General features: G+C 69.7%; 30 protein-coding genes. 21 read left to right on the forward strand and 9 right to left on the reverse strand.

The features are described from left to right. The first annotated feature begins 40 nt into the window (after positions 1–40). Positions 41–1,264 carry a phosphoserine phosphatase SerB gene (gene serB / locus A3CU_RS0135070; protein WP_027946155.1) on the forward strand — a complete coding sequence of 408 codons (1,224 nt, stop codon included), beginning with the start codon at positions 41–43 and terminating at the stop codon, positions 1,262–1,264. Continuing rightward, positions 1,261–2,016: a peptidyl-tRNA hydrolase gene (locus tag A3CU_RS0135075; RefSeq protein ID WP_027946156.1), complete on the forward strand. Its 756-nt coding sequence runs from the start codon at positions 1,261–1,263 to the stop codon at positions 2,014–2,016. The genes serB and A3CU_RS0135075 overlap by 4 nt, the downstream gene beginning before the upstream one ends. A 216-nt stretch (positions 2,017–2,232) precedes the next feature. On the opposite strand, the gene A3CU_RS0135080 is transcribed toward A3CU_RS0135075, so the two are convergent. The 5 genes from A3CU_RS0135080 to A3CU_RS0135100 all read right to left on the reverse strand — a co-directional run bounded on the left by A3CU_RS0135080 (position 2,233) and on the right by A3CU_RS0135100 (position 7,472). Then, positions 2,233–2,580 carry a hypothetical protein gene (locus tag A3CU_RS0135080; RefSeq protein WP_027946157.1) on the reverse strand — a complete coding sequence of 116 codons (348 nt, stop codon included), beginning with the start codon at positions 2,578–2,580 and terminating at the stop codon, positions 2,233–2,235. Between the two features lie 129 nt (positions 2,581–2,709). Further along, positions 2,710–4,767 (reverse strand): ATP-dependent DNA helicase, encoded by a 2,058-nt coding sequence (locus A3CU_RS0135085; RefSeq protein ID WP_027946158.1) that lies wholly within the window; start codon positions 4,765–4,767, stop codon positions 2,710–2,712. 106 nt (positions 4,768–4,873) lie between these two features. Further along, positions 4,874–5,524 (reverse strand): bifunctional 4-hydroxy-2-oxoglutarate aldolase/2-dehydro-3-deoxy-phosphogluconate aldolase, encoded by a 651-nt coding sequence (locus A3CU_RS0135090; RefSeq protein WP_425388308.1) that lies wholly within the window; start codon positions 5,522–5,524, stop codon positions 4,874–4,876. Between the two features lie 8 nt (positions 5,525–5,532). Continuing rightward, the gene (locus tag A3CU_RS0135095) at positions 5,533–6,102 is read right to left on the reverse strand and encodes a nicotinamidase (RefSeq protein WP_027946160.1); all 570 of its coding nucleotides are present in this window, start codon (positions 6,100–6,102) and stop codon (positions 5,533–5,535) included. 74 nt (positions 6,103–6,176) lie between these two features. Continuing rightward, positions 6,177–7,472, reverse strand: coding sequence for a nicotinate phosphoribosyltransferase (locus tag A3CU_RS0135100; protein ID WP_027946161.1), 1,296 nt, complete (start codon positions 7,470–7,472; stop codon positions 6,177–6,179). Between the two features lie 77 nt (positions 7,473–7,549). On the opposite strand from A3CU_RS0135100, the gene clpS reads away from it, so the two are divergent. The 14 genes from clpS (at position 7,550) to rdgB (ending at position 15,894) form a co-directional block, all read left to right on the forward strand. Beyond that, positions 7,550–7,846, forward strand: coding sequence for an ATP-dependent Clp protease adapter ClpS (gene clpS, locus A3CU_RS0135105; protein WP_027946162.1), 297 nt, complete (start codon positions 7,550–7,552; stop codon positions 7,844–7,846). Beyond that, complete coding sequence (locus A3CU_RS0135110) at positions 7,843–8,400, forward strand: DUF2017 domain-containing protein (RefSeq protein ID WP_027946163.1); 558 nt, start codon at positions 7,843–7,845, stop codon at positions 8,398–8,400. The genes clpS and A3CU_RS0135110 overlap by 4 nt, the downstream gene beginning before the upstream one ends. Beyond that, the gene (locus tag A3CU_RS0135115) at positions 8,397–9,371 is read left to right on the forward strand and encodes a P1 family peptidase (RefSeq protein ID WP_027946164.1); all 975 of its coding nucleotides are present in this window, start codon (positions 8,397–8,399) and stop codon (positions 9,369–9,371) included. Before A3CU_RS0135110 ends, A3CU_RS0135115 begins: the two co-directional genes overlap by 4 nt. Positions 9,372–9,414: 43 nt before the next feature. Further along, on the forward strand, positions 9,415–9,666 hold the full coding sequence (locus A3CU_RS48310) for an ATP-dependent Clp protease adaptor ClpS (protein ID WP_043843665.1): 252 nt from the start codon (positions 9,415–9,417) through the stop codon (positions 9,664–9,666). Beyond that, positions 9,659–10,183, forward strand: coding sequence for a DUF2017 family protein (locus A3CU_RS55975; RefSeq protein WP_063628956.1), 525 nt, complete (start codon positions 9,659–9,661; stop codon positions 10,181–10,183). Before A3CU_RS48310 ends, A3CU_RS55975 begins: the two co-directional genes overlap by 8 nt. Before the next feature lie 31 nt (positions 10,184–10,214). Then, positions 10,215–10,622 (forward strand): M67 family metallopeptidase, encoded by a 408-nt coding sequence (locus A3CU_RS0135130; RefSeq protein ID WP_027946165.1) that lies wholly within the window; start codon positions 10,215–10,217, stop codon positions 10,620–10,622. A 52-nt stretch (positions 10,623–10,674) separates the two neighbouring features. Beyond that, positions 10,675–10,953 carry a MoaD/ThiS family protein gene (locus A3CU_RS0135135; protein ID WP_027946166.1) on the forward strand — a complete coding sequence of 93 codons (279 nt, stop codon included), beginning with the start codon at positions 10,675–10,677 and terminating at the stop codon, positions 10,951–10,953. Between the two features lie 13 nt (positions 10,954–10,966). Continuing rightward, positions 10,967–11,917 carry a PLP-dependent cysteine synthase family protein gene (locus A3CU_RS0135140; RefSeq protein WP_027946167.1) on the forward strand — a complete coding sequence of 317 codons (951 nt, stop codon included), beginning with the start codon at positions 10,967–10,969 and terminating at the stop codon, positions 11,915–11,917. Positions 11,918–11,977: 60 nt separating this feature from the next. Beyond that, positions 11,978–12,607 carry a rhomboid family intramembrane serine protease gene (locus A3CU_RS0135145; RefSeq protein ID WP_027946168.1) on the forward strand — a complete coding sequence of 210 codons (630 nt, stop codon included), beginning with the start codon at positions 11,978–11,980 and terminating at the stop codon, positions 12,605–12,607. A 61-nt stretch (positions 12,608–12,668) separates the two neighbouring features. Then, the gene (gene murI / locus A3CU_RS0135150; protein WP_027946169.1) at positions 12,669–13,463 is read left to right on the forward strand and encodes a glutamate racemase; all 795 of its coding nucleotides are present in this window, start codon (positions 12,669–12,671) and stop codon (positions 13,461–13,463) included. A gap of 12 nt (positions 13,464–13,475) precedes the next feature. Next, complete coding sequence (locus tag A3CU_RS0135155) at positions 13,476–14,246, forward strand: MBL fold metallo-hydrolase (RefSeq protein WP_027946170.1); 771 nt, start codon at positions 13,476–13,478, stop codon at positions 14,244–14,246. Positions 14,247–14,258: 12 nt separating this feature from the next. Next, the gene (locus tag A3CU_RS0135160) at positions 14,259–14,441 is read left to right on the forward strand and encodes a hypothetical protein (RefSeq protein ID WP_027946171.1); all 183 of its coding nucleotides are present in this window, start codon (positions 14,259–14,261) and stop codon (positions 14,439–14,441) included. A 68-nt stretch (positions 14,442–14,509) separates the two neighbouring features. Then, entirely contained in the window at positions 14,510–15,289 is a 780-nt protein-coding gene (rph, locus tag A3CU_RS0135165) for a ribonuclease PH (protein WP_027946172.1), read from the forward strand. Continuing rightward, positions 15,286–15,894: an RdgB/HAM1 family non-canonical purine NTP pyrophosphatase gene (rdgB, locus tag A3CU_RS0135170; RefSeq protein ID WP_027946173.1), complete on the forward strand. Its 609-nt coding sequence runs from the start codon at positions 15,286–15,288 to the stop codon at positions 15,892–15,894. Before rph ends, rdgB begins: the two co-directional genes overlap by 4 nt. Before the next feature lie 230 nt (positions 15,895–16,124). Here the strand turns inward: rdgB and A3CU_RS0135175 are convergent, their stop codons facing one another. Continuing rightward, positions 16,125–17,444 carry an MFS transporter gene (locus A3CU_RS0135175; RefSeq protein WP_052372716.1) on the reverse strand — a complete coding sequence of 440 codons (1,320 nt, stop codon included), beginning with the start codon at positions 17,442–17,444 and terminating at the stop codon, positions 16,125–16,127. 174 nt (positions 17,445–17,618) lie between these two features. Here A3CU_RS0135175 and A3CU_RS0135180 point away from each other — a divergent pair, with 174 nt between their 5' ends. Next, positions 17,619–18,320 (forward strand): GntR family transcriptional regulator, encoded by a 702-nt coding sequence (locus A3CU_RS0135180; RefSeq protein WP_027946175.1) that lies wholly within the window; start codon positions 17,619–17,621, stop codon positions 18,318–18,320. A gap of 133 nt (positions 18,321–18,453) precedes the next feature. On the opposite strand, the gene bcp is transcribed toward A3CU_RS0135180, so the two are convergent. The 3 genes from bcp to A3CU_RS0135195 all read right to left on the reverse strand — a co-directional run bounded on the left by bcp (position 18,454) and on the right by A3CU_RS0135195 (position 19,894). Continuing rightward, positions 18,454–18,930 (reverse strand): thioredoxin-dependent thiol peroxidase, encoded by a 477-nt coding sequence (gene bcp, locus A3CU_RS0135185; RefSeq protein WP_027946176.1) that lies wholly within the window; start codon positions 18,928–18,930, stop codon positions 18,454–18,456. A 42-nt stretch (positions 18,931–18,972) separates the two neighbouring features. After that, the gene (locus A3CU_RS0135190; RefSeq protein ID WP_245617480.1) at positions 18,973–19,500 is read right to left on the reverse strand and encodes a hypothetical protein; all 528 of its coding nucleotides are present in this window, start codon (positions 19,498–19,500) and stop codon (positions 18,973–18,975) included. Positions 19,501–19,711: 211 nt separating this feature from the next. Then, positions 19,712–19,894 carry a hypothetical protein gene (locus A3CU_RS0135195; RefSeq protein ID WP_027946178.1) on the reverse strand — a complete coding sequence of 61 codons (183 nt, stop codon included), beginning with the start codon at positions 19,892–19,894 and terminating at the stop codon, positions 19,712–19,714. A 169-nt stretch (positions 19,895–20,063) separates the two neighbouring features. Here A3CU_RS0135195 and A3CU_RS0135200 point away from each other — a divergent pair, with 169 nt between their 5' ends. The 4 genes from A3CU_RS0135200 to ilvD all read left to right on the forward strand — a co-directional run bounded on the left by A3CU_RS0135200 (position 20,064) and on the right by ilvD (position 25,078). Beyond that, positions 20,064–20,756, forward strand: a complete 693-nt coding sequence (locus A3CU_RS0135200; RefSeq protein ID WP_027946179.1) for a hypothetical protein — start codon at positions 20,064–20,066, stop codon at positions 20,754–20,756. Positions 20,757–20,892: 136 nt separating this feature from the next. After that, positions 20,893–21,975 (forward strand): S1 family peptidase, encoded by a 1,083-nt coding sequence (locus A3CU_RS0135205; protein ID WP_027946180.1) that lies wholly within the window; start codon positions 20,893–20,895, stop codon positions 21,973–21,975. A gap of 148 nt (positions 21,976–22,123) precedes the next feature. Beyond that, positions 22,124–23,410 (forward strand): FAD-dependent oxidoreductase, encoded by a 1,287-nt coding sequence (locus A3CU_RS0135210; RefSeq protein WP_027946181.1) that lies wholly within the window; start codon positions 22,124–22,126, stop codon positions 23,408–23,410. Positions 23,411–23,413: 3 nt separating this feature from the next. Continuing rightward, complete coding sequence (ilvD, locus tag A3CU_RS0135215) at positions 23,414–25,078, forward strand: dihydroxy-acid dehydratase (RefSeq protein WP_043843668.1); 1,665 nt, start codon at positions 23,414–23,416, stop codon at positions 25,076–25,078. Positions 25,079–25,100 lie beyond the last annotated feature (22 nt).

Here is a 25,100-nt window from a genome sequence, read left to right on the forward strand (position 1 = left end):
ACCTGAGCGCGCGCAGTGGCCGCGTGTCCGAGGAAGCGTCATGACGCCCGTCCTGATCACGACCACCGGGCCGGACAAGCCGGGCGTCACGTCCGTCCTGTTCGCGGCGCTCACCCGGCACGGTGTGGAGATGCTCGACGTCGAGCAGGTCGTGATCCGCGGTCAGCTCGTGCTGGGTGTCCTGGTCGGGGTGGAGACCGATCCGGAAGCGCTGCAGGAGGCCGTCGAGCAGGCGATGGCCACCGTCGCCATGCACGTCGAGGTGCGGATCGGCGAGGCGATCGGCGAGGACCCGTTCGCGCCGGCGCGGCAGGGCTCCAGCCATGTCGTGGTCATTCTCGGGCGCCCGCTGACCGCTCGCGCGTTCACCGACGTGGCGCGCCGGATCGCGAACCTTGGTGCCAACATCGACGCGATCCGCCGGATCGCGGACTATCCGGTCACCGGGCTGGAGGTCCACCTGTCGGTGGCCAAGGACACCGACCAGGCCGACGACGAGCTGCGTTCCGTGCTCGCCGACGTCGCCTCCTCCGGCGGCCTCGACATCGCGGTCGAGCGGGCGGGGCTGGCTCGCCGGGCCAAGCGGCTGATCGTGTTCGATGTGGACTCCACGCTCGTTCAGGGCGAGGTCATCGAGATGCTCGCCGCCCACGCCGGGGTCGAGCCCCGGGTGCGCGAGATCACCGAAGCGGCCATGCGCGGCGAGCTGAACTTCACCGAGTCCCTCGAGCGGCGGGTGTCGCTGCTGGCGGGCTTGCCCGAATCGGTGCTGGACGAGGTCGCCCGTACCGTCATGCTGACGCCGGGTGCGCGGACCACGGTGCGCACCCTCAAGCGGCTCGGGTTCCGGTGCGGGGTGGTTTCGGGCGGCTTCACCCGGGTCATCAGCAAGATCGTCGACGAACTGGGCCTCGATTTCGCCGCGGCGAACGAGCTGGAGATCGTCGACGGCAAGCTCACCGGCCGGGTGGTGGGCGAGGTCATCGACCGCGAGGGCAAGGCGACCGCGTTGCGCCGCTTCGCCACCGAGTACGAAATCCCGCTCGCCCAGTGCGTGGCGGTCGGTGACGGCGCGAACGACATCGACATGTTGCGGGCGGCCGGCATGGGTATCGCGTTCAACGCCAAGCCCGCGCTCAGGGAGGTCGCGGACACCGCGCTGTCCCACCCGTACCTGGACGCAGTGCTGTTCGTGCTCGGTGTCACCCGCGCCGAGGTGGAGGCCGCCGACGCGGCCGACGGGCTCGAGCTGTACCGGCCATGAACGTGCTGGCCCCGCTCGCGGCCCGGTACGCCTACTGGCCGGGACTGCCCGCCGAGGACACCGCGCTGCCGGAGGCTTCCCCGGAAGAGATCCGCGCGATGCCCATCGTCATGCGCCTGGAGAAGGCCGAACCGCCGGGCCGGACACCCTTGCTCGAAGCCGCGGCGACCGCGGCGGTCGCGCTGTGCCTCGACGAGCGCGCGCGGCCGGGCGGGGAGTGGCACGACGCGGTACATGCGTGGGTGAGCGGACACATCCGCAAAGTCGCCCGCCGCGCCCGGGGCGCGCACTGGCAGGCCGCGCAGGAGTTTCCGGGCGTCACCGTGACCGTGGATGGCGCGCAGGCGCGGGCGCTGGTGCCCGGGCGTGTGGTGGAGGTGCCCAAGGAGATCGCCCGCCTGCAGATTTCGGGCAGCGACCTCCCCTCGGACGATCCGGGTCCGGCACCGGAGGACCGGCCGTTGCTGCTGCTCAACCCCGAGGTCCAGATGACCGTCGGCAAGGCCGCGGCCCAGGTTGGGCACGGCACGATGATCCTCGCCGCGCTGCTGGGGCCCGAGCAACTCGCTGCATGGGCCGAGATGGGCTACGCGTGTGCGGTGCGGACGCCCACGATCGACGAGTGGAAGCAACTGCATCCGGGCGACGACCCGGCCGGCGCATGGCATTCGCGCCGCGTCATCGCCGTTCGCGACGCGGGCTTCACCGAGGTCGACCCCGGCACGGTCACCGTCCTCGCCCGCTGGCCCTGACCCTGTCTGTCGTGCTCCGTTGTGGAGGAATGAATGTTTGCTACGGATAGTCCGCAGTAGACATTCCGGAACTCGCCCGCCTGGGCCGGGAACCCGGGTGCCTGAGGCGGGGACACGCGGGCTGGAACCGGGAATTCGCTCGCCTGGGCCGGGAACTCGGGTGTCTGGGGCGGGGACACGCGGGCTGGAAGCACGCGGATCGGAAGCGGGGGCGGGTTAGTTGGGCGCGGGGTCGGCTTTCCAGACCAGGTATGCCTCGTCGGCATCGGTCGTCATGGCCTCGACGAACTTGTCGTTGTCGAAACCCGGCAGCGTCTGCAAGCGCTCGATGAGGGCGTCGGCCGCGGGATCGCCGCTGGGGACCGCGGTGCCGGTGCCGTCCGCACCGGCCAGCATGAGGAACACGTCCTCCCGCCACGGCCCCTCGGGAATCACCCTGATCACCACGGACGACAAATCCGCCCACGTGACGGACTCCTCGCTGCCGTCGGCAAGCTGCCGGCGAACCCCCACGTCGTCCACGCTGACCGAACGGGACCTGGCTTGCGGCGGCTCCTGAGACAACGGCGCTCCTCCGTCCTTACGCTCGCTTTACCGTAGCGCCGCAGCCGCTGGGCCCCCACGCGGGGGCGGCGGTCGCGGCGTCGGGGCCAGGTTCCCCGCTCTCCGTCACCCGCGTGAGCCTCGTCATCCTCAGCCGCCCACATCGGACGCCGACGCGTCCAGCCGCCGCAGGGCGGCACGCGCCACCTCCGGGTCGCTGGTGGGCCAGAACGGCGGCAGCGAGGCACGCAGGAAACCGCCGTACCGCGCGGTCGCGAGCCGCGAGTCGAGCACGGCGACGACGCCCCGGTCCGCGACCGAGCGGTGCAGCCGGCCCGTTCCCTGCGCCAGCAGCAGGGCGGCATGCGTGGCCGCCACGGTGAGGAAACCGTTGCCGCCGCGGGCCTCCACGGCGCGCTGGCGGGCCGAGGACACCGGGTCGTCCGGGCGGGGGAAGGGGATCCGGTCCACGATCACCAGTTGCAGCGAAGGCCCCGGAACGTCCACGCCCTGCCACAGCGACAGGGTGCCGAACAGGCAGGTGCGCGCGTCCTCGGCGAACTTGCGCACCAGCAGCGACGTGGCGTCCTCGCCCTGGCACAGGATCGGGTGCCCGATCCGCTCGCGCAGTTCCTCGGCGGCCTGCTTGGCCGCCCGCATCGACGAGAACAGGCCCAGCGTGCGCCCGCCCGCCGCGTCGATCAGCTCCGCGATCTCCGCCAAAGTGGACTTTCCGAGCCCGTCGCGGCCCGGTGGCGGCAGGTGCTTGGCCACATACAGGATGCCGTTGTTGCGGTGATCGAACGGCGAGCCGACGTCCAGCCCGGTCCAGGCGAGCGTCTCGTCGTCCGCCGGGGGCGCCTGGTCGGTGGCGGTTCCTTCCGCCTTGGCGCGCTGCGCCGGCGAGGGCGGCAGCCCCCATTGCCGGGCCAGCGTGTCGAAGGCGCCACCGAGACACAGCGTCGCGGAGGTGAGCACCGTGGTGGCCATGCCGAACACCCGCTCGCGGAGCAGGCCCGACACCGAAAGCGGCGCGATATGCAGCATGGGTGGGCGATTGCCGGCGCCGAACCGGTCGTTGGACAGCCACACCACGTCGCGCTGGTGCGCGAGGTCCTCGTCGAACGCGTCGAGCAGGCGGGTCGCGGTGTCGTGGATTTCCTCGACCTGGGAGCGCGCCAGCTTGCGTGCCGTGGCCTCGCCGACGTCTTCCTTCCGGTCGGAGCCGAGCGCCGTCAGGCAGGCATGCGCACCGTCACGCACCGTCTTGAGGGTGCCCTCCAACGCCTTCGGGAGGGCATCCATCCGCCCGGCGGGCAGCTCCTCCAGGACGATGGCCAGGCCCTCGCTGGCTTCCTGCAGCCGATCGGCGACCGCGCCGTCGATGAGCTTGCCGCACCGCCGGACCGCGATCGCGATCATCGAGCTGGTGAGCTCGCCGGTGGCGACCGAGGTCACCCGGTCGACCAGTTCGTGTGCCTCGTCGACGATCACCAGGTCGTGGTCCGGCAGCACCTGGTAGCCCTGGAGCGCGTCGATCGCGAGCAGCGCGTGGTTGGTCACCACGACGTCGGCCCGCCCGGCCTCGGCCCGTGCGCGCTCGGCGAAACAGTCGGTGCCGACCGGGCACCGGGAGACCCCGAGACATTCCCTCGCCGTCACCGAAACCTGCCGCCACGCCTGTTCGGACACACCGGGCACCAGCTCGTCGCGGTCGCCGGTCTCGGTGTCGGAAGACCACTCACGCAGCCGCGTGACCTCCTTGCCCAGCCGGGAGACCGCGAACGGATCGAACAGGCCCGGGTCCTCCGGCTCCTCCGGCGCGCCGGTGTCCAGCCGGTGCAGGCACAGGTAGTTACGGCGGCCCTTGAGGATCGCGAAGGTCGGCTCCCGGCCGAGGGGTTTCTTAAGCGCCTTCGCCAGGCGCGGCAGGTCGCGGTCGACGAGCTGCCGTTGCAGCGCGATGGTGGCCGTGGAGACCACGACCGTCGTGTCCTTCTGCACCGCGTGCCGGATCGCGGGCACCAGGTAGGCCAGCGACTTGCCGGTGCCCGTGCCGGCCTGCACGGCGAGGTGCTCGCCGGTGCGGATGGCGTGGCCGACGGCCTCGGCCATCTTGACCTGGCCCGCGCGCTCGGCTCCACCGAGCGCCTCGACGGCGTGCGTCAGGAGCTCGTTGATGCCGGGGAATGCGGTGCGGGCGGGCATGCACACAGACGTTACCGGCCCCCACCGTCAAGACCGGCCACGGGCGCCGACCACACGTCCCGGTGATCCCGCCAGGGGTTGCCGACCGGGCAGCCGATGGCGAGGGCTACACGTATTTCCCGGCGGTCGCCACCAGTTCGTCAGCGCGCTTCGCCAATTCGTCCAGCCGGCCGCCGCAGAGGGCGTCGCCGGTCAGCGGCGAAGCGACCGCGACGGCGAACGCGCCCGCGCCGAGGTATGCGTCCACATCGGACAGTCGTACCCCACCGGCGGGCACCAGCGGGATCTCCGGCAGTGGTGCGCGGACCGCGTCGATGTAGTCCGGCCCGCCCACCTGGGCGACCGGGAACACCTTGACCGCCGCCGCGCCGCGGCGCCAAGCGGAGTCGATCTCCGTCGGCGTGAGCGCCCCGCAGACCACCGGCACCCGGTACGCCTGCGCCCGGTCCAGCGCCTTCGGTGCGTAGGTCGCGGTGGCCAGGAACTCCGCGCCCGCCGCGACACAATCGTCCACATCGGATTGGGTACGTACGCTGCCCGCGCCGATCATCGCGTCCGCGCCGAGTTCGAGCCGCATCGCGCCGATCGCGTCCAGCGCGCCGGGCGTGGTCAGCGCGGCCTCGATGACCCGGACTCCGCACTCATAGAGCACCTGCGCCACATCCGCGAAGTAGGTGGTGTCGTCGGCGCTCAGGATGGCGATCACCTTGCTGGCGGCGAGCCGCTCGCGAAATCGGATGTTCTGTTTCCGCAGCATCGGTGGCATCAGCCGACCCTCGGCGTTCCGGTGAGCGTCACGCCCGCGGCACGCAACTCGTCGAGGGCCTTGTCCACGGTCGGCCGGGCGACACCCGCGGTCAGGTCGAGCAGCACCCGGACCGAGAACCCGGCGCGGGCCGCATCAAGTGACGTCGCCCGGACGCAGTGGTCGGTGGCGATGCCGACCACGTCCACCTCCGTCACGTCACGCGCCCGCAGCCAGTCGGCGAGCCCTTCGCCCGAGTAGGTCGATCCCTCGAAACCGGAATAACCGTCGCTGTACTGGCCTGCCGAGAACACCACGTCGATCGGGCCGACATCGAGCGCCGGGTGGAACGACGCGCCGGGCGTGCCCGCCTCGCAGTGGCGCGGCCACGACGTCACGAAATCGGGCTGGTCGCTGAAATGCGCGCCCGGGTCGATGTGGTAGTCACGGGTGGCGACCACGTGGTCGTAACCACCTTCGCCCAGCAACTCGGTGATCCTGGCGGCGGTTTCCGCGCCACCGGTGACCGCCAGCGAGCCGCCCTCGCAGAAGTCGTTCTGCACGTCCACCACGATCAGTGCGTTACTCATCTCATCCCCTCTGTGTCTTTCAAGACGCGCGATCGACGAACGCCTCCCGCACTCGCTTGCCCCCAGTCTCGCGCCTACCGGAAGATCGTGGGGATCGCGGGTTCGCCGTGGGACAGCTTGAGGCCCTCCCACGGCAGGCTCACCAGGCCCCGCCGCAACAGTGCCCGCCCGTCGTCCAGGGTGGGCAGGCCGTCCACCGGCTGCCCGCCGCGCACCAGCGGAATGTGCAGCAAGCGGTCGTGCTCTCCGAGCTGAGGCGGCTGGGCGGCCGGGTAGACGACCTCTTCCAGCGCGGTGCCGGTCGGTTTGTGCCGGCGCAGCGCGGCCTTCTGCCCGCCGCGGGAAGCCTTGTTCTCGCTGCGTTTCGCCACCGGCCGGCCGGCCACCTCGACCAGCTTGTAGACCATGCCGGCGGTCGGCGCGCCCGACCCGGTCACCACCGAGGTGCCGACCCCGTAGGCGTCCACGGGTTCGGCCCGCAGCGCGGCGATCGCGTGCTCGTCGAGATCGCCCGACACCATGATGCGGGTGTCCCGCGCTCCCAGGGCGTCCAGTTGTTCACGGGCCTTGCGGGCCAGCACGCCGACATCACCGGAGTCGATCCGGATCGCGCCGAGTTCGGTGCCGGCGACCGCCACGGCGGTCTCGATTCCCTTGGTGATGTCGTAGGTGTCGACGAGCAGTGTCGTGTCGGCCCCCATCTTCGCCACCTGCGCGCGAAAGGCGTCTTCCTCGGTGTCATGCAACAGCATGAAGGCGTGCGCGACGGTGCCGCGGGTCGGAATGCCGTAGCGGCGGCCGGCCTCCAGATTGGACGTCGTGGCGAAACCGGCCAGGTAGGCGGCGCGCGCGGCGGCCACCGCGGCGTACTCGTGCGTCCGTCGCCCGCCCATCTCGATGATGGGGCGGCCGTGCGCGGCGGCGGACATCCGCGCGGCGGCCGAGGCGACCGCGCTGTCGTAGTTGAGGATCGACAGGACGAGGGTTTCCAGCACGACGGTCTCGGCGAAGCTGCCCCGGATGGTGAGAACGGGGGAGCCCGGGAAGTACAGCTCGCCTTCCGCATAGCCGTCGATGTCTCCGCTGAACCGGTAGCCCGCGAGCCACTTCAGCGTCGCGTCGTCGACGACCGCGGTCGCGGCCAGCTGGTCGATTTCGGCGTCGGTGAACCGGAAGTCGGCGATCGCGTCGAGCACTCGGTTGGTGCCCGCGACAACGCCGTAGCGCCGCCCGTCGGGCAGCCGGCGGGCGAAAACCTCGAACACACAGTCACGGGCCGCGGAGCCGTCGGCGAGCGCGCTGGCGAGCATGGTCAGCTCGTAATGGTCGGTGAGCAGGGCGGTGCTGCCGAATGTTTCATCCAGACCCATAGGCATCAGCCTACGAATCACCCGAACGGACCGCCCACTGGTCCACCGGCTGTCGGTTACGTGACAACATGGTGGGTATGACCACGCCTGTCGAAGCCGAACAGACGCAGGTTGATCCAGTCGGGGCCGACCTCGGTGCCGAGGACAGACCGTGGCAGACCGTCGTGTGGAACGATCCGGTCAACCTGATGTCCTATGTGACATACGTGTTCCAGAAGCTGTTCGGGTACAGCCGGGACCACGCGACCAAGCTGATGCTGGACGTGCATCACAAGGGGCGCGCGATCGTGTCGTCCGGAACCAAGGAGAAGGTCGAGGGTGACGTCACCAAACTGCACGCCGCCGGACTCTGGGCGACCATGGAGCACGCATGAGGGACTGGCATAAGCGGGGCGGCAAGGTCTTCGCCGGCTTCGAGCAGCAGGAGGCGGCGGTGCTGCGCGGGCTGGTCAGCCAGCTCGAGGACATGCTGCGGGCCCGCGCCGAAGAGGCTCCCCAGGATCCGCTCGCGGAGCTGACCGGAATCCGTACCGGGCCGTCGGAGTCGCCGGACGATCCGGTGCTGTCCCGGTTGCTGCCCGACTACCACAAGCTCGATCCGGACAACCCCAGCAAGGAAAGCCTGGACTCGGCTTCCGCGCTGCGTTCGCTGCACGAGCCCGAACTCGTCGAGGCGAAGGTCGGGGTGGCGGCCGTGGTCATGGAGACACTGCCGCGTGACGGTGGTGACGTCCGGCTCACCTACGAGCAGGCCGACGCGTGGTTGTCGGCCTTGAACGACGTTCGGCTCGCGTTGGGCACCGCCCTCGACGTCACGGAGGACATGCCCGACGAGTTACCCGAGGAGGACCCGCGCTCGCCACATCTGGGGGTCTACCACTGGCTGACCTGGGTCCAGGAAAGTCTCGTCCGGGCGCTCGCCGGATGATCACCGACGTCGACGGTGTGCTCGTCGGGCACCATCACCGCCTCGAATCGGGCTGGGCGACGGGAACGACGGTGGTGCTCGTTCCCCAGGGCGCGACGGCGGCGGTGGACCAGCGCGGGGGCGCACCCGGCACGCGAGAGACGAACCTGCTGGAACCGGAGAACCTGGTTCAGCAGGTCCACGCGATCTGCCTGTCCGGTGGCAGCGCGTACGGGCTGGCCGCCGCCGACGGCGTGATGCGCTGGCTTTCCGAGCGCGACCACGGTTTTCCGGTCGGCACGGCGGCGCACGAGGTGGTGCCGATCGTGCCGGCGGCGGTGATCTTCGACCTGCCCCGCAGCGACTGGGGAAACCGGCCCGACGCGTCTTTCGGTTATGCCGCTTGCGAAGCCGCTTCGCCGGGGCCGGTCGTGCAGGGCACGGTGGGCGCCGGGACGGGCGCGAAAGTGGGCTCGCTCAAGGGCGGTGTGGGCACCGCGAGCGAGGTCGTGAACGGCTACACCGTCGGCGCGCTCGCGGTGGTGAACGCGGCGGGGGAGGCCGTCCGGCTCGACACCGGCGTGCCGTTCGCGGCAGACCACGGCGATTTCGGTGTGGTGTGGCCGAACCGGCCCGGCGAAGTGCTCGCGCGTGAACGGCAGGACCTGAACACCACGATCGGTGTCGTCGCGGTGGACGCCGCGCTGTCCAAGGCCGAGTGCCGGCGGCTCACCGTCGCCGCGCAGGACGGGCTGGCGCGAGCCGTTCGCCCCGCGCACACGATGTACGACGGCGACACGGTTTTCGCGCTGGCGACCGGGGCGCGGGAACTGCCCGCGGATCCGGCATTACGGCCTTTCCAGCTCAACGAACTGTGCTCCGCGGCGGCTCGCGTGTTCGCTCGCGCCATGGTCCACGGCCTGCTGTCCGCGGTCTCCGCCGCAGAATTGCCCGCCTACCGTGACATCTGGCCCGAAGCGTTCACGAAGTAGGGCCGCCGGTAACGGGAAACGGCCGGGCGAAGATCCTCCGGTCATGGAAGAAGAGCGGCCATGGGCCGTGATCGTGCACAACGATGACGTCAACACCTTCGTCGGTGTGGGTTATGTCGTGCACACCGTTTTCGGCCTGCCGTTGGACCGCGCTGCCGAGCTGGTCCGGGACGTCCACACCACCGGTGAAGCGCTGCTGACCTGGTGTGCGGGCCGCGAGCAGGCTGAGGAACTCGTCTCCCGATTCCAGGTGTGGGGAATCCGCGCCACGGTGCGGGGGAGTGCGCATGCATGACTGCTTGACCGTGAGTCCAGCCGGTGACGGAGTTTTCGTCGAAATGTCGCCGAACGTAGCCGTTTGCCTGCGTACCGTCGCGGAAGAACTCCTCGCCGCCTTGGAAGCGCAAGAGGCACGGCGCCCCTTCCGGCGCGCCAGAAGGCTTGCTGACGAACACCTCTTTCCGGACGCCTATGACACGAAGGAGGAAAGCATGGCATTCCGGCAGCGGCACGGTGATGCCATGCGGGAGACGGTCACCGCGACCGTGCGGCGCGTGGCGACCGAATGGGCCGGTCAGGCCGCGTTCACCATGAACCGCCGAGCCGCCCACGACTGGCTGGTCACCTATACGCATGCCCAAGCTCTGGTGCTCGGGCGACCGAGATGGAAACCGAATCTCCAGACCTGGGAGCGGTTACCGAGCGGGCAGGCGGAGGTCACCATGCGCTGGCTGGTGTACCTCGGGGCGGCGCTGATCGACGCGCTGATCGGTCAGCCCTGGCGTCCTGAGGTGCTACTTCTCACTCCGTGAACACCCCTTGTCCAGCACCTAAGATGTTGTCGTGCTTCGGATCCGCCGTGAACTGGTCGACGAGATTGTCGCGCACGCCCGCCGGGACCATCCGGACGAGGCCTGTGGGGTGATCGCGGGGCCGGAAGGCTCCGACCGGCCGGAGCGGTTCATCCCGATGCTCAACGCCGCCCGGTCGCCCACCTTCTACGAGTTCGACTCCGGTGACCTGCTCAAGCTCTACCGGGAGATGGACGCCAACGACGAGGTGCCGGTGGTGATCTACCACTCGCACACCGCGACCGAGGCCTACCCGTCGCGGACCGACGTGTCCTACGCCTCCGAACCGGACGCGCACTACGTGCTGGTCTCCACCCGGGAACCGGAGAAGCAGGAGTTCCGCTCGTTCCGGATCGTCGACGGCGTCATCACCGAAGAGCCCGTCGAGATCCTGGAATAACGACCGCTCCCCGAACGTCAGCACCTAGAGAGATCCAAGCGGAGGTAACCCCATGGCCGTGACCGTGTCCATCCCGACCATCCTGCGTACGCACACCGGCGGGCAGAAGTCCGTCGAGGCGTCCGGCAAGACGGTGCTCGAGGTGATCGACGACATCGAGTCCAGGCACGGCGGTGTCAAGGCCCGTCTGGTGAAGGAAGACAAGCTGCACCGGTTCGTCAACGTCTACGTCAACGACGAGGACGTGCGGTTCTCCGGTGGGCTGGACGCCGAAGTGAAGGACGGCGACACGGTGACGATCCTGCCGGCCGTGGCCGGCGGTATGCGCTGAGCGGTTGGTGCTGATGGCTCGGTACGAGTCGTTGCTCGACGCCCTGGGCGGGACCCCGTTGGTGGGCCTGCCCCGGCTCTCGCCGTCGCGCGAAGTGCGGCTGTGGGCCAAGCTGGAGGACCGCAACCCGACCGGGTCGGTCAAGGACCGGCCGGCGCTGGCGATGATCGAAGCCGCCGAGCGCGAGGGCAAGCTGTTCCGGGGCGCCACGATCCTGGAACCGACCTCGGGTAACACCGGCATCGCGCTGGCCATGGCGGCCAAGCTCAAGGGCTACGGCCTGGTGTGCGTGATGCCGGAGAACACCTCGGCCGAGCGCCGGCAGTTGTTGCAGGCATACGGCGCGCGGATCGTGTTCTCACCGGCCGCCGGCGGGTCGAACGAGGCGGTGCGGCGAGCCAAGGAACTGGCGGAGAAGAACCCGGACTGGGTGATGCTCTACCAGTACGGCAACCCGGCCAATGCCGACGCGCACTATCGCGGAACCGGACCGGAGCTGCTCAAGGACCTGCCGACGATCACGCATTTCGTCGGCGGGCTGGGCACCACCGGCACCCTGGTGGGCGTCGGCCGCTACCTGCACGAGCAGAAACCCGGCGTCCAGATCATCGCGGCCGAGCCGCGTTACGGTGAGCTGGTCTACGGGCTGCGCAACCTGGACGAGGGCTTCGTGCCCGAGTTGTACGACGCCACGGTGCTGAACGGGCGCTACTCGGTCGGCGCATACGACGCGCTGCGACGCACCCGTGAACTGCTGGAGCACGAGGGCATCTTCGCGGGAATTTCCACCGGTGCCGTGTTGCATGCCGCGTTGGCCGTCGCCGAGAAAGCGGTGGCGCGTGGTGAATCCGCCGACGTGGCCTTCATCGTCGCGGACGCGGGGTGGAAGTACCTGTCCACCGGCGCCTACAGCGGAACTCTCGACGAGGCGGCCGAACGCCTTGACGGCCAGCTCTGGGCGTAGCTGGGAAATCAGGGATTTCTTCCGAGGCATGGCCCACGCCGGGTACGTACCGTGAAAGTTATGAGCACGTCGCCCGTCCCCGCACCCGTTCGCTCCGGCCAGCGAATCCTGCCGCCGCACCCCAAGATTGCGGCGCTGGTGATCTTCTCCTTCACCGCGCTGCTGTACCTCGTCGAGATCGCCGATCTGGTCTCCCGTGGCTGGCTGGAGCGGCAGGGGATCGTGCCGCGCACGCTGGACGGCCTGGACGGGGTGATCTGGGCGCCGCTGGTGCACGCCGGATGGGCGCATCTGCTGGCCAACACCGTTCCGGTGCTGGTGTTCGGGTTCCTGGCCATGGCAACCGGGATCGCCAGGTGGACCGCGGTGACCGCGACCGTGTGGGTGGTGAGCGGGCTCGGGGTCTGGCTGACCGGTGACCCGGGAACCACGACGATCGGTGCCTCCGGAGTGGCGTTCGGCTGGCTGGCGTATCTGCTGGTGCGCGGCATCTTCAACCGCAGCTTCGGCCAACTCCTGGTGGCCGCGGTCCTGCTCGTGCTGTGGGGCGGCACGCTGTGGGGCCTGCTGCCCGGCAAGGCGGGCGTGTCCTGGCAGGCTCACCTGTTCGGCGCGATCGGCGGGGTGCTCGCGGCGTGGTTCGCGGCCAGGTCCCAACGGCGGCGAGCGCCAGGTAACCTCGTGGCGTGATCAGCGCTCGGTCAGATCGCGGCAACCAAGGTGACCACGGCGTCTTACTCGCGGAGGGGCAGTGATCAGTCGTGAGGAGCCCATCGGCGTGTTCGATTCCGGTGTCGGGGGCCTGACGGTCGCACGGGCGATGCTCGACCAGTTGCCTCAGGAACAGCTCCGCTATGTCGGCGACACAGCGAACAACCCTTATGGCCCGCTCCCCATCGCGCGGGCACGCGAACTGGCGCTGGCGAACCTCGACAAGCTGGTCGCGGACGGCGTGAAGGCGCTGGTGATCGCCTGCAACACGGCTTCGGCCGCATGCCTGCGCGACGCGCGCGAGCGGTACGACGTACCGGTGATCGAAGTCGTGCTGCCGGCCGTCCGCCGGGCGGTCGCGGCGACGCACACGGGCCGGATCGGCGTGATCGGCACCGAAGGCACGGTCCGGTCCCGTGCCTACGAGGACGCGTTCGCCGCCGCGCGCGATGTGGAGGTCACCAGCGTCGCGTGCCCGCGGTTCGTGGACTTCGTCGAGCGTGGCATCACCTCGGGCCGGCAGGTGCTCGGGCTCGCGCAGGGCTACCTCGAGCCGTTGCTGCGCGCCGAGGTGGACACCCTTGTGCTCGGCTGCACGCACTATCCCCTGCTGACCGGTGTCCTGCAGATCGTCATGGGCCCGGAGGTGACCCTGGTGTCCAGCGCGGAGGAAACCGCCAAGGACGTCGTCCGGGTGCTCACCGAACTCGACCTGCTGGTGGAGCGGGACACCCCGCCGCAGCACGAGTTCGTCGCCACCGGCTCGCCCGAGCCGTTCTCGCGCCTGGCCCGCCGGTTCCTGGGCTTCGGGCTCTCACCCGTGCTGACCGCCTGACGAGGTGCCGCCGTGCGACTGACCGTGCTCGGCTGTTCGGGAAGCCTTCCCGGGCCGGGCACGCCCGCGTCCGGCTACCTGGTGGAAGCCGACGGCTTCCTGCTCGCGCTCGAACTCGGCAACGGCACGTTCGCCGAGCTCCAGGCCCGGCACGACCCGTTCGGTCTCGGCGCGCTCGTGTTCAGCCACCTGCATCCGGACCACTGCGCCGACTTCACCGCACTGACGGTGTTGCGCCGCAAGCATCCCGAGCCGCCCTACGACATGCGTGAGCGTCGCCTTCCGGTGTTCGCACCGGGCAACGCGCCGGCACGGTTGGCCGCCGCGTATGCCCCCAGCGAAGCCAAGCTCGCCGAGACCGATCTGTCCGACGTGTTCGCGTTCCACCCGCTGCGCCCCGGCGTCGGTGTCCACATCGGACCGTTCGAGATGTGGTCGCTGCCGGTCGACCACACGACCGAGGCGTTCGGCGTGCGCGTGCGTCACGGTGGGCGCACGCTCGCCTACACCGGTGACACCGGGCCGTGCCCCGCGCTCGACGAACTCGCCGACGGGGCCGATGTCCTGCTCTCCGAGGCGACGTGGACCCACTCGCCGACCCGCCCCGGGGGCATGCACCTGTCCGGCAGGCAGGCCGGCGAGCTGGCCCGCCGCGCCGGCGTGGGCCGGTTGCTGATCACGCACGTGGCGCCGTGGAGCGACCGCGATGCCGTCCTCGCCGAGGCGTGCGCGGAATTCCCCGCCACGGTCCTCGTCGAGCCGGGCGCCACCTACCCGGTGTGACCGCCCACCCGCGTGTCCCCGCCCCAGGCCGCCGACTTCCCGCCCCAGGCCGCCGTGTCCCCGCCCCAGGTCGCCGACTTCCCGCTTCAGGTCGATGAGTTCCCGGTTCAGGCCGCCGTGTCCCCGCTTCAGGTCGCCGTGTTCCGGCTTCAGGTCGATGAGTTCCTGGTTCAGGTCGCCGGAGGGACCCCGTGACGGGTGGCTCCGCGTAGCGAAACCGGCGCAGCTGACCGCGCGGCCGCTCGGGGTTCTAGGCTGGCGGCGTGGTGCGAAAAGATGGCAGGAACGACGACCAGCTTCGCGATGTGAAGATCACACGCGGATACCAGGACTGGCCAGCGGGCTCCGTGCTGATCGAGTTCGGCAGGACGAGGGTGCTGTGCGCGGCCAGCGTGACCGAGGGCGTGCCTCGGTGGCGGGCCGGCACCGGCCTCGGCTGGGTGACCGCCGAGTACGCGATGCTGCCTTCGGCGACCCACGACCGCGGGGACCGCGAGTCGGTCAAGGGCCGCATCGGCGGCCGGACGCACGAGATCAGCCGCCTCATCGGGCGCGCGCTTCGCGCCTGCATCGACCTGTCGGCGCTGGGCGAGAACACCATTCACCTCGACTGCGACGTCATCCAGGCCGACGGTGGAACCCGCACGGCCGCGATCACCGGTGGCTACGTGGCGCTGGCCGACGCCATCACCTGGCTCGGCGCGGCCGGCCGGCTGGCCGACCCGCAGCCGCTGTCGGCGATGGTGTCCGCGATCAGCGTCGGGGTGGTGGACGGGCGCGTGCGCCTCGACCTGCCCTACGAGGAGGACTCCCGAGCCGAGGTCGACCTGAACGTGGTCGCCACCGACGCCGGCACGCTGATCGAGGTGCAGGGCACCGGCGAGGGCGCCACCTTCACGCGGTCTACTTTGGACAAGATGCTGGACCTGGCGCTGGCCGGCTGCGAGGAACTGACGCGCAGGCAGGCCAAGGCGCTGGCCGAGCCCTACCCGGGCGTGCTGCCGGAGCCGCCGGCGGGCAAGAAGTCGAAGGGGGCGAAGTGACCCGCGTACTGCTGGCCACTCGCAACCAGAAGAAGCTCGCCGAGTTGCGGCGGATCCTGGCCGTCGAGGAGGTGTCCGGACTGGAGGTGCTCGGGCTCGCCGATGTCGACGAGTTCGAGGAGGCCCCGGAGACCGGCGCGACTTTCGAGGAGAACGCACTCGCGAAGGCCCGCGACGCGGCCGCCGCGACGGGGCTGGCGTCCGTGGCCGACGATTCCGGCCTCACCGTGGACGCGTTGAACGGCATGCCCGGCGTGCTGTCCGCGCGGTGGGCGGGGCAGCACGGCGACGACCGGGCGAACCTCGATCTCGTGCTGGCGCAACTGACCGACGTCGGCGACGAGCGCCGGGGAGCGGCCTTCGTCTGCGCCGCCGCGCTCGTCGTCCCGGGCGGTGAGGAGACCGTCGTCCGTGGGGAGTGGCGGGGCGCGTTGACCAGGAAGGCTCGCGGCACCAACGGTTTCGGCTACGACCCGATCTTCGTGCCCGAGGGTGAGACCCGCACGTCCGCGGAACTCGACCCCGCGGAGAAGGACGCGCAGTCCCATCGCGGTCGCGCCTTGCGGGCCCTGGTTCCGGCGCTGCGGCAACTCGCCCACGCTTGATCACCCGGGATCGGCGAGGCCACGGTGGCCAACGATCAGCCCACAGATCGAAATGCCTTGTGCCACCGCGGCTTCGCATCCTTGGCGCAACATGGACGTGCCCTGCCGGAGAACCCGGCAGGGCACGCTTATCGCAGGGACGGATTCGAGCCGGCCTGGACACCGAGTCTGCCTGCTCGGCGTAGCCGCTGGGGTCGGCTACGCCGAGCAGTCCAGGCCGAGAGTGACCGTCACTGCGAAACTTTCTCCGGCGTGGTCAGGCTCTCGGTGACCTTGGGTTCGCGAGCGAGCACCGCGCCCGCGATGGTGAGGACACCGGTCACGGTGACATAGCCCGCGATGATCACCCAGGTGTCTGATCCGGCCAGCAATGCGGTGAACACCAGCGGAGCCACCGCGCCGCCGACGACCGAGGCGAGGGTGTAGGCCAGCGAGCCTCCGGTGTAGCGCAGGCGCTCCGAGAACTGCTCCGTGATCAGGGCGGCCTGCGGGCCGTAGAGCAGGGCGTGGATGGCCAGCGCGACCACCACCGCGATCGCGATCATGACGAACGACTTGGTGTTGATCATGGGGAAGAGCACGAACGGCCAGATCGCGGCCGCGATCGTGCCGATGATGTAGAGCTTCCGGCGGTTGATTCGGTCGGAGAGCGCGCCGAACGCGGGCATCAGGAACAGTTGCGCCGCGGAACCGATCATCACCGCGCCCAGCCCTTCGCTTCGCGAAAGGTGCAGCTTGGTCACCATGTAGGTGAGCACGAACACGGTGACCAGCGAGTACAGCACGTCGGGGCAGATCCGGACGAGGATGCCGGCGATCAGGGCGCGCGGCTCGTGCCGGAAGACCTCGGTCACCGGGGCCTTCGGCTTCTCACCGCGCTCGGCGATCTTGGCGAACACCGGCGTCTCTTCGAGCTTCAGGCGCAGCCAGAGACCGAAGATGACCATGACGGCGGAGAGCAGGAACGCGACCCGCCAGCCCCACGCCTCGAAGGACGCCGCGCTCATCACCGCCGCCAGCAGCGCGAGAACGCCGTTGGCCAGCAGGGTTCCGGCGGGCGGACCGATCTGTGCGGCGGAAGCCCAGAAACCGCGTCGCTTCTCGTCGCCGAACTCGCTGGACAGCAGCACCGCGCCGCCCCATTCGCCGCCGACCCCGACGCCCTGGGCGAACCGGAGGGCGAACAGCAGCACCGCGGCGAACCCGCCGAGCGAGGCATGGGTGGGGAGCACACCGATGAGGAACGTCGAGATCCCGGTGAGCAGGAGGGTGTAGACCAGGACCTTCTTGCGGCCCAGCACGTCGCCGAGCCGGCCGAAGATGAACCCGCCCAACGGCCGGGCCAGATAGCCGGCCGCGTAGGTGGTGAAGGCCAGCATGGTCCCGGCGAGGTCGTCGCCGGAGGGGAAGAACAGCTTGCCGAGAACGGTCGCGGCGGCCACGGAATAGGCCGCGAAGTCGTAGTATTCGAGGCTCGTGCCGGACAGGCTGGCCACGAACGCGCGACGCAGCGACCGGCGGTCGCCGAGCGCGGTGCTGGGTCCGGTCATTTCTTTCATCCGATCTGCTCGCGATAGTGAGATGAGACACAAGGTAGAGATTGTTGAACAAGAAGGCAATACTCAAATCCTGTGATACGCCATTCGGTCGATAGGCGTGTTGGACCGTCCCGATGTCGGCTGGTTAACTTGAGTCCACACACTTGCCGACTTCCGGAGGCCGCCTTGAGCAGCGAGGCCCTGCCCACCCTGGCCGGGCTGGCGTCCGACCAGGCATTGCTGGGTCGCACGAGTATCGCCGAACGTCTCGCCGATCTCCTGCGTGAGAGGATCACCGAAGGGTTCTTCCAGCCGGGCACCCGGCTGTCGGAGGAGGCCATCGGGGGTGCGTTGAAAGTTTCCCGTAACACCTTGCGGGAGGCGTTCCGGCTGCTGACCCACGAGCGCCTGCTCGTACACGAGCTCAACCGCGGCGTCTTCGTGCGGGTGCTGAGCGCCGAGGACGTGGCCGATCTCTACCGGCTGCGCAAGATCGTCGAATGTGCCATCGTCCGTGCCGTCACCGAGCCGCCGGGGGAGCGGCTGCGGCAGGCCGAGGTCGCCGTCGAGGAGGGCCGGGACGCGGCCAAGCGGCGGGCATGGCGCGAACTCGGCAGTGCCGACATCCACTTCCACCAAGGGCTCGCCGCCCTCGCCGGGAGTGCCCGGGTGGACGAGTTGATGCGCGGGATGCTTGCCGAGATGCGGCTGGTGTTCCATGTGATGGCGGACCCGCAGCCGTTCCACGAGCCGTACCTGGACCTCAACGAAGCCATCCTCGATGCGCTGCGTGCGGGCGACGGCGTGCAGGCCGAGCACATGCTCGGTGAATACCTGGACGTCGCGGAACGCCAGTTGCTCGACACCTACCACGCTGACGGGTCGTGATCATCGCCGGGCAGGTCCCGGCCCGGCCGCACCGACGCTCGTTTTGGAGCAAATCCACCTTGCTCCAAAACCGGTGCCTTCCGGACCGGCCCTGCCGGCGGGGGCTCGGCCCCACATCCGGGATCGGCGGCCCTCAGGCGATGGCGAGGTCCTTGATGAGCTTGGCGACGTGGCCGGTGGCGCGGACGTTGTAGAGCGCCTTGGCGATCGTCCCGTCCGGGTCGACCACGAAGGTGGACCGGATCACGCCCTGCACGATCCGCCCGTAGTTCTTCTTCTCCCCGAAGGCACCCCATTCGGTGAGCACCGTTTTGTCCGGATCGGACAGTAGCGGGAAGGTCAGCCCCTCGGCTTCGGCGAACTTCGCCAGCTTTGCCGGCTTGTCCGGCGAGATGCCGAGCACCTGGTAGCCGGCATCGTTGAGCTCGGCGAGGTTGTCGCGGAAGTCGCAGGCCTGTTTGGTACACCCCGGCGTGCCGGCGGCCGGGTAGAAGTACACGATGACCCGCCGGCCGCGGTAGTCGGACAGTGAGACGTTCTTGCCTTCACTGTCGGGCAGCGTGAAGTCGGGTGCCGCGTCACCGGCGGAAAGCCGTTGCTGGTCGCTCATGGCCCGAGCCTACTTCTGGGGCTCGCACTCCCAGGACACACGTCACGTCGAGCCGCTGTAGACGGCGACCGCCTCGCTGGTCGCCGCGGGCCGCACGGTCAGCTCGATGGGAGAGGGCTGGTCGGGCACGGCGAAGGCCAGGGCGACGCGCGTGTCGCGGCCGGGCTGGACGTCCTTCCCCGCGTCCACGACCCCGCCGTAGCCCTGTGTGGAGTCGATCAACTGCTTGGCCACCGCGCCGTCGATGGTGGCCGACACCGACAGCCCGGACAACTGGTAGGGCTGGGTGCTGTCGTTGCGGATCGCTATCTCGAACGCGACGGCCCGGTTGCTGCGGGGGTAGGCGCCGCCGCTGGGGTTGAACGACTTGGGGCTGGAGATCACGATGGTCAGGCCGTCGCCGAAGCGGTACTGGTCGCCGAAGTGCATGGTCTGCGGGCGGGGTCGCGCGTCCTGGGCCAACGGCTGACTGCTGGTGCTCGTCGAGCCGCTGGTCACCTGCGCCGACGCACCGCAAGCGGCAACGGCCGACAAGATGAACGCGGCCACCAGGGTGCTCGGTGTGCGCACTCCAGCCCACTTCCTTTACTCGTGATGAGGGCCCGCGGGTAGTCCATCCGAGGTAGTTACTTCTGCCGGGCCCGCTCCACTGTGGCCTTCCGCGCCCGTCGGGACGAGCCGGAACGGGGGGTTGAGGCAGACCTGGTGTAGGGCTGTGGCCGAGCCGTGACCGGCCTGGCAGGAAGAGTGACGGGCTCCACTCGCCGGGCCATGATCACCGCTAGGTGGCGACCGCGAAGAAGAGGATCAACGCGCCGATCGCGATCAGCCAGACGACGATGAGCCAGCCGAAGTCCCGCCACGGATCCACCGTGTGGTTGTCCTCGCCGGGCACGTAGACGCCGCGTTGCTCGAACCAGTCCGCTATGCGCACCAACGACCGCAGTGGGTTGCGGACCGGCATCGGCATTCACCTCCGTTGGCAAAGTATGGTTGGCGGCCACCGCCGCGCTCCCGCCGGGCCTCGGCGCTGCGGATCGCCAAAGATTGACGTGATTTGGATCACTCTCTATGACACGAACTGGTAACGGCGGCCAAGATATGCCGACAGCGAGGAACGGAGGGGCGAAGGCGTGTCCGAGTATGAAAAGCGCGTGACGGTTGCCGACATACTGCGCCGTGAGGGCTTGACCCAGGAGTTTCCTGCGGTCGTGGAGGCGGACGACACGCCGACCGAACGCATCCCGGTCGCCGAGCTGCTGCATCGGGAAGGCAAATGGGAACGCCGCCGCGCCGTGAAGGTGGGCGCGGTCGCGGCCGGGGTGGCCGCACTGGCCGGGCTCGCCGTGACCGTGTTCGGCGCCGGCCACTCCGACAACAACACGATCGCTCCGCTCGCCGGGGGCGCCGGCGGTGGGGCAGTCATCGATCCGCCGTCCAGTTCGGTCGCCACCGACTCGTCACTGCTGTCCAGCGGTATGCCGACGACGCCGGTCGGCAGCAGTACGACGCTGGGCGCCGCGCCCGATGGCGGCGCCACGGCTGGGGGCACGTCCGCCTCGGAGCAGCCCAGCTCCCGGAGCGGCAGGGGGCACCACGACAACCGGCCGGCGTCCAGGACGAGCACCGACTCGTCCACGACACTGTCCACCACGAGCGACAACGCGCCGTCGAGCACCAGTTCGTCCTCATCGCACAGTCAACCGACGACCACCACACCGCCGTCCGACCAGACCGGGCCGGGCAGCACCGATCCCTCGCCTTCCGGCGGTGTGATCGGCGGTCTCCTCGACGACGTGCTCGGCGGGCTGTTGGGCCGCCACTGATCGTCCACAGTGGAAGGTTGAGCCGGTTTATACTCCTGGGGACGATTCCCACTCCTTAGGGTGACGCGCACGCGACGGGGTGGTCGTAGCGTCATTCACAAGGTCATTTCCCTCTGGCATTGATCAGGGAGGGAACATGAAGGTCCCCATCGTGGTGATGGCCATCGTGGCCACCGCCTCACTTGCCGCACAACCGGCGGACGCCCTACCCTCGTTCGTTCCGCTGAACGCGGGCCTGCTGCCCGCGATGCAACGCGATTTAGGGCTCACCCACGACCAAGCGGTAGACGAACTCACCGCCTCGACCAGGGCGAGCCGGCTGGAGCAGGCCCTGCGGTCACAGCTGGGCGACGCGTTCGGCGGCGCGATGTTCCGCCCCGGCGCCGGACGCCTCGAAGTGGCGGTCACCGATCCCGCGAAACTGGGCTTGGTGCGGGCGAGCGGCGCGGACGTCCGGCAGGTGCGCTACAGCGCCCGCCAGCTCGACGCGATGGTCGCCCGGCTGAACGCACGGGAGGCGGCCGCGCCCAGGTCGATCACGAGCTGGGGAGTGGACACGGAGCACAACCGGGTCACCGTGGGGGTGGAGCCGGGCCACCGGGCCGAGGCCGAGCGGTTCCTCGCCCAGTCGGGGGCGCCCGACGCGTTCGTCGTCGAGCGCGCCCAGTCGCCGCGACCGCAATTCGGTGTCAGCGGTGGCGACGCGTATTACGTAGGCGCCAATATCCGGTGCTCCGTCGGGTTCGCGGTGACCATCGGATTCCTTTCCGCCGGCCACTGTGCGGCCAACGGCAGGTCGATCAGCGGGTACAACCGCGAGCCGATGGGCTATTTCGTCACCTACAGCTTCCCCGGCGAGGACTACTCGCTGGCACGCGTGAACCCGAACTGGATGCCGCTGGGCAGGCTCGCCAACGGCACCCGGGTCGCCGGCTCGATCGAGGCGCCGGTCGGCGCGTCGGTGTGCAAGGACGGGTCGACCACCGGCTGGACCTGCGGCCGGATCGAAGCGAGAAACCAGACGGTCCGCTACGAGCAGGGCGAGGTCGTCGGGGCGATCAAGACGGACCTCCACGCCGGGGCGGGCGACTCCGGCTCGCCGCTGGTCGCCGGCAACCAGGCACAGGGGCTGCTTTCCGGTGGCGACGACGGTTCCACCTACTTCTACCCGGTGCGTGCCGCGCTCTTCGCCACCGGCTCGACCCTGGTCACCGGATAGCCGGCCGTGTCACAAGCGTGCTCGTCTCGGGCCTTGCACAGCCTCCTGGCATAAACCGCATTTATTCCTGGTAGGCGAAGGCTTTATTTCCGTTGCGCGGCAAGCGTTTCCTACGCTGACTGAACCGTCACCGTGGACAGGAGCGCCGATGCCGCACCCGCTGACCGAGTTGAAGGTCGACACCGTCCGCAAGCGGCAGGGCACCGCCGCCCACCAGGTCACCGGCGACATCTGCATCGTCGGGGCCGGCGTTGCGGGTATTTCCGCGGCGATCGAAAGCGCGAAACTCGGCCGGGACGTGGTGCTCGTGGACGCGCTGCCGGTCCTCGGCGGGCAGATGGTCAACTCGTTGATCGGGCTGTTCGCCGGGGTTTTCGGGAACGCGCCCGAGTACCGGCAACTCACTCATGGCATGTTCGACGAGATCTTCGCCGATCTCGGGCCCGGTGGTGACCTGCATTTCAACCGCAGCCACACGATGACCGTCTTCTACGACGAGGTCGTGCTGGGCCGCTGGATCGAAGAGCGGATCCGCTCCCTCGGCGTCAAGGTGGTTCTCGGCGCGGTGATCCAGGATGTCGAACTGCGCGACGGGCGCATCGAATCGGTGTCCTTCGCCTCCCGCTACGGCGATATCACCGTGTGTGCCACCGGGTTCGTCGATTCCACCGGGGACGCCGCGCTCGCCTGGGAGGCCGGCCTCCCCTGCCGGATCCCCGAGCGCACGATCTATGGCTCGCAGCAGCTCGTCCTGGAAAACCTGGACGAGAACCACAAGCCGGGCCGGGACGAGCTGGCCGAGCGGGTCGGCGAGAAGGCCGGGGAATACGGGCTGACCCGGCATGACGGGCTCGCCTTCTTCTTCCCCGGCCGCAACACCGCGGTCATGAACATGACCCACATCGAAGCGCCGCTCGACCCCGTCCACGCCTCCGCCGCCCAGCTCGAGGGCCGGGCCCAGGCCGACCGGGCGGTGGCGTTCCTGCGTGCCGAGTTCCCGAAGGCGTTCGGTGACGCGAAGGTCCGCGCCTACGGTTTCCCCGGCCGTCGCCAGACCCGCTGGCTTGCCGCGGTGCACCAGCTGACCCTCGACGAGGTCCGGACCGGGCACCGGTTCGAGGACTCGGTGGCGCGCACGGCGTGGCCGATCGAGCTGCACGACCGCGCGGAGGGCTATGTGTGGGAGCTGTTCGAGCCCGACCACCTGCACTACGTTCCGCTGCGCAGCATGCTCGCGCCGGACGTGCACAACCTGGTCGCGGCCGGTCGCTGTGTCGACGGCGACGCAGCCGCACTGTCCAGCATCCGCGTGATGGGTCCCTGCGCTGCCATGGGCGCGGGCGCGGCGCACGCGCTCGAGCTGGCGGGCAAGGAAAGCGTCCACGACGTCAAACCCGCCGACCTGCACGACCGGCTCACCGAGAACCTGGACTGAACCATGGACCTGCGGAGCAACTTCGAGGCCGGTACTTCCCGCTGGGCCACCCGGCGCGCGCAGTGGCGCGCCCTCGGACTGTCCGATGAGGACATGACGAGACCGAAGATCGCGGTGGTGAACTCGTCGTCGGACCTGGCCATCTGCTACAGCCACCTCGACGAGATCTCCCGGCGGGTCAAGGCGGAGATCCGCGCGGCAGGCGGGCTCGGGTTCGAGATCCGGACCACCGCGCCGTCGGACTTCATCCACAGCGCGGGCGGGCGCGGCGGCTACATCCTGTCCAGCCGGGACCTCATCGTCAACGACATCGAAGCGGCCGTCGAGGGCGCCCTGCTCGACGGCATGATCTGCCTGGCGTCGTGCGACAAGACCGCGCCGGCGCAGTTGATGGCCGCCGGCCGGCTGGATGTTCCCACGATCATCGTCGCTTGTGGGTACCAGCCGGCCGGCACCTTTCGCGGTGCGCACTGCGATATCGAGGATGTCTTCCTCGCCGCCGGTCACCTCGCACAGGGCCGGATCGGGCTCGGCGACCTGACCGAGATGAGCGAGGCCGCGGTGCTCGGGCCGGGCGTGTGCGCGGGAATGGGCACCGCGAACTCGATGCACATCGTGTGCGAGGCGCTCGGCATGGCCCTGCCGGGAAGTACACCCGTGCTGGCGAACAGCCCGGCGATGTGGGCGACGGTGGCCGCGGCGAGCCGGCGGATCGTGGAAATGGTCCGAACCGGACTCAAGCCGCGGCGGATCCTTACCCGCGACGCCTTCGCCAACGCCGTGATGACCGTGCTCGCGATCAGCGGATCCATCAACTGCGTCAAGCACTTGCAGGCGGTGGCCGCCGAGGCCGAATGCGACGTCGACGTCTACCGCCTGTTCGAGGAGTACGCCGACAGCGTGCCGCTGCTGACCGCGGTCCGCCCGAACGGCCCGCATCCGATCGAGGCGTTCGAGGCGGCGGGCGGTGCGGCGGGTGTGCTCAAGCAACTCGAAGGCCGGCTGAACACCTCGGCCCTGACCGTCACCGGGCGCACGGTCGGCGAGAATCTCGCCGAGGTCGAGGTTTCCGACGAGGAGATCATCCGCCCGTCGGGCGATCCGCTGGCCCGGCGGCCGGCCGTGGTCGTGGTGCGCGGCAGCCTCGCGCCGGCCACCGGAATCGTAAAGCTCGCGGTCGATGAGGAACGCGAGCTCACCTTCACCGGCATTGCGATCGTGTACGACTCGGTCGACGACGCGATGGCCGGCCTGCGGGCTGGCGAGGTCCGCGAAGGACACGTGCTGGTGCTGCGCGGGCAGGGGCCCAAGGGCAGCCCGGGGATGGGCATGGCCTCGCGGCCGGTGTTCGCGCTGGACGGCGCCGGGCTCACCGGCAAGGTGGCGGTGGTGACCGACGGGCAGCTGTCGGGTCTGGTGAACAAGGGCATCGTGGTGGGCGAAGTGTCGCCCGAGGCCGCCGACGGCGGTCCGCTCGGGCTCGTCGAAAACGGCGACCGCATCGCCATCGACGTCGCGGCGAAGACGGTGAACCTCGAAGTTCCCGGCGACGTGCTCGCGCGGCGCCGGTCCGGCCTGGCCGAGGTCGCGGATCCGCGAGGGTGGCTGTCGATCTACCGCGGCACGGTCACGCCCTTGCAGAAGGGCGCCGTGCTGCGCGGCGGCTGAATACGGGAGACCGGGGTGAGCA

This window comes from Amycolatopsis taiwanensis DSM 45107 (assembly GCF_000519205.1).
Classification (GTDB): Bacteria; Actinomycetota; Actinomycetes; order Mycobacteriales; family Pseudonocardiaceae; genus Amycolatopsis_E; species Amycolatopsis_E taiwanensis.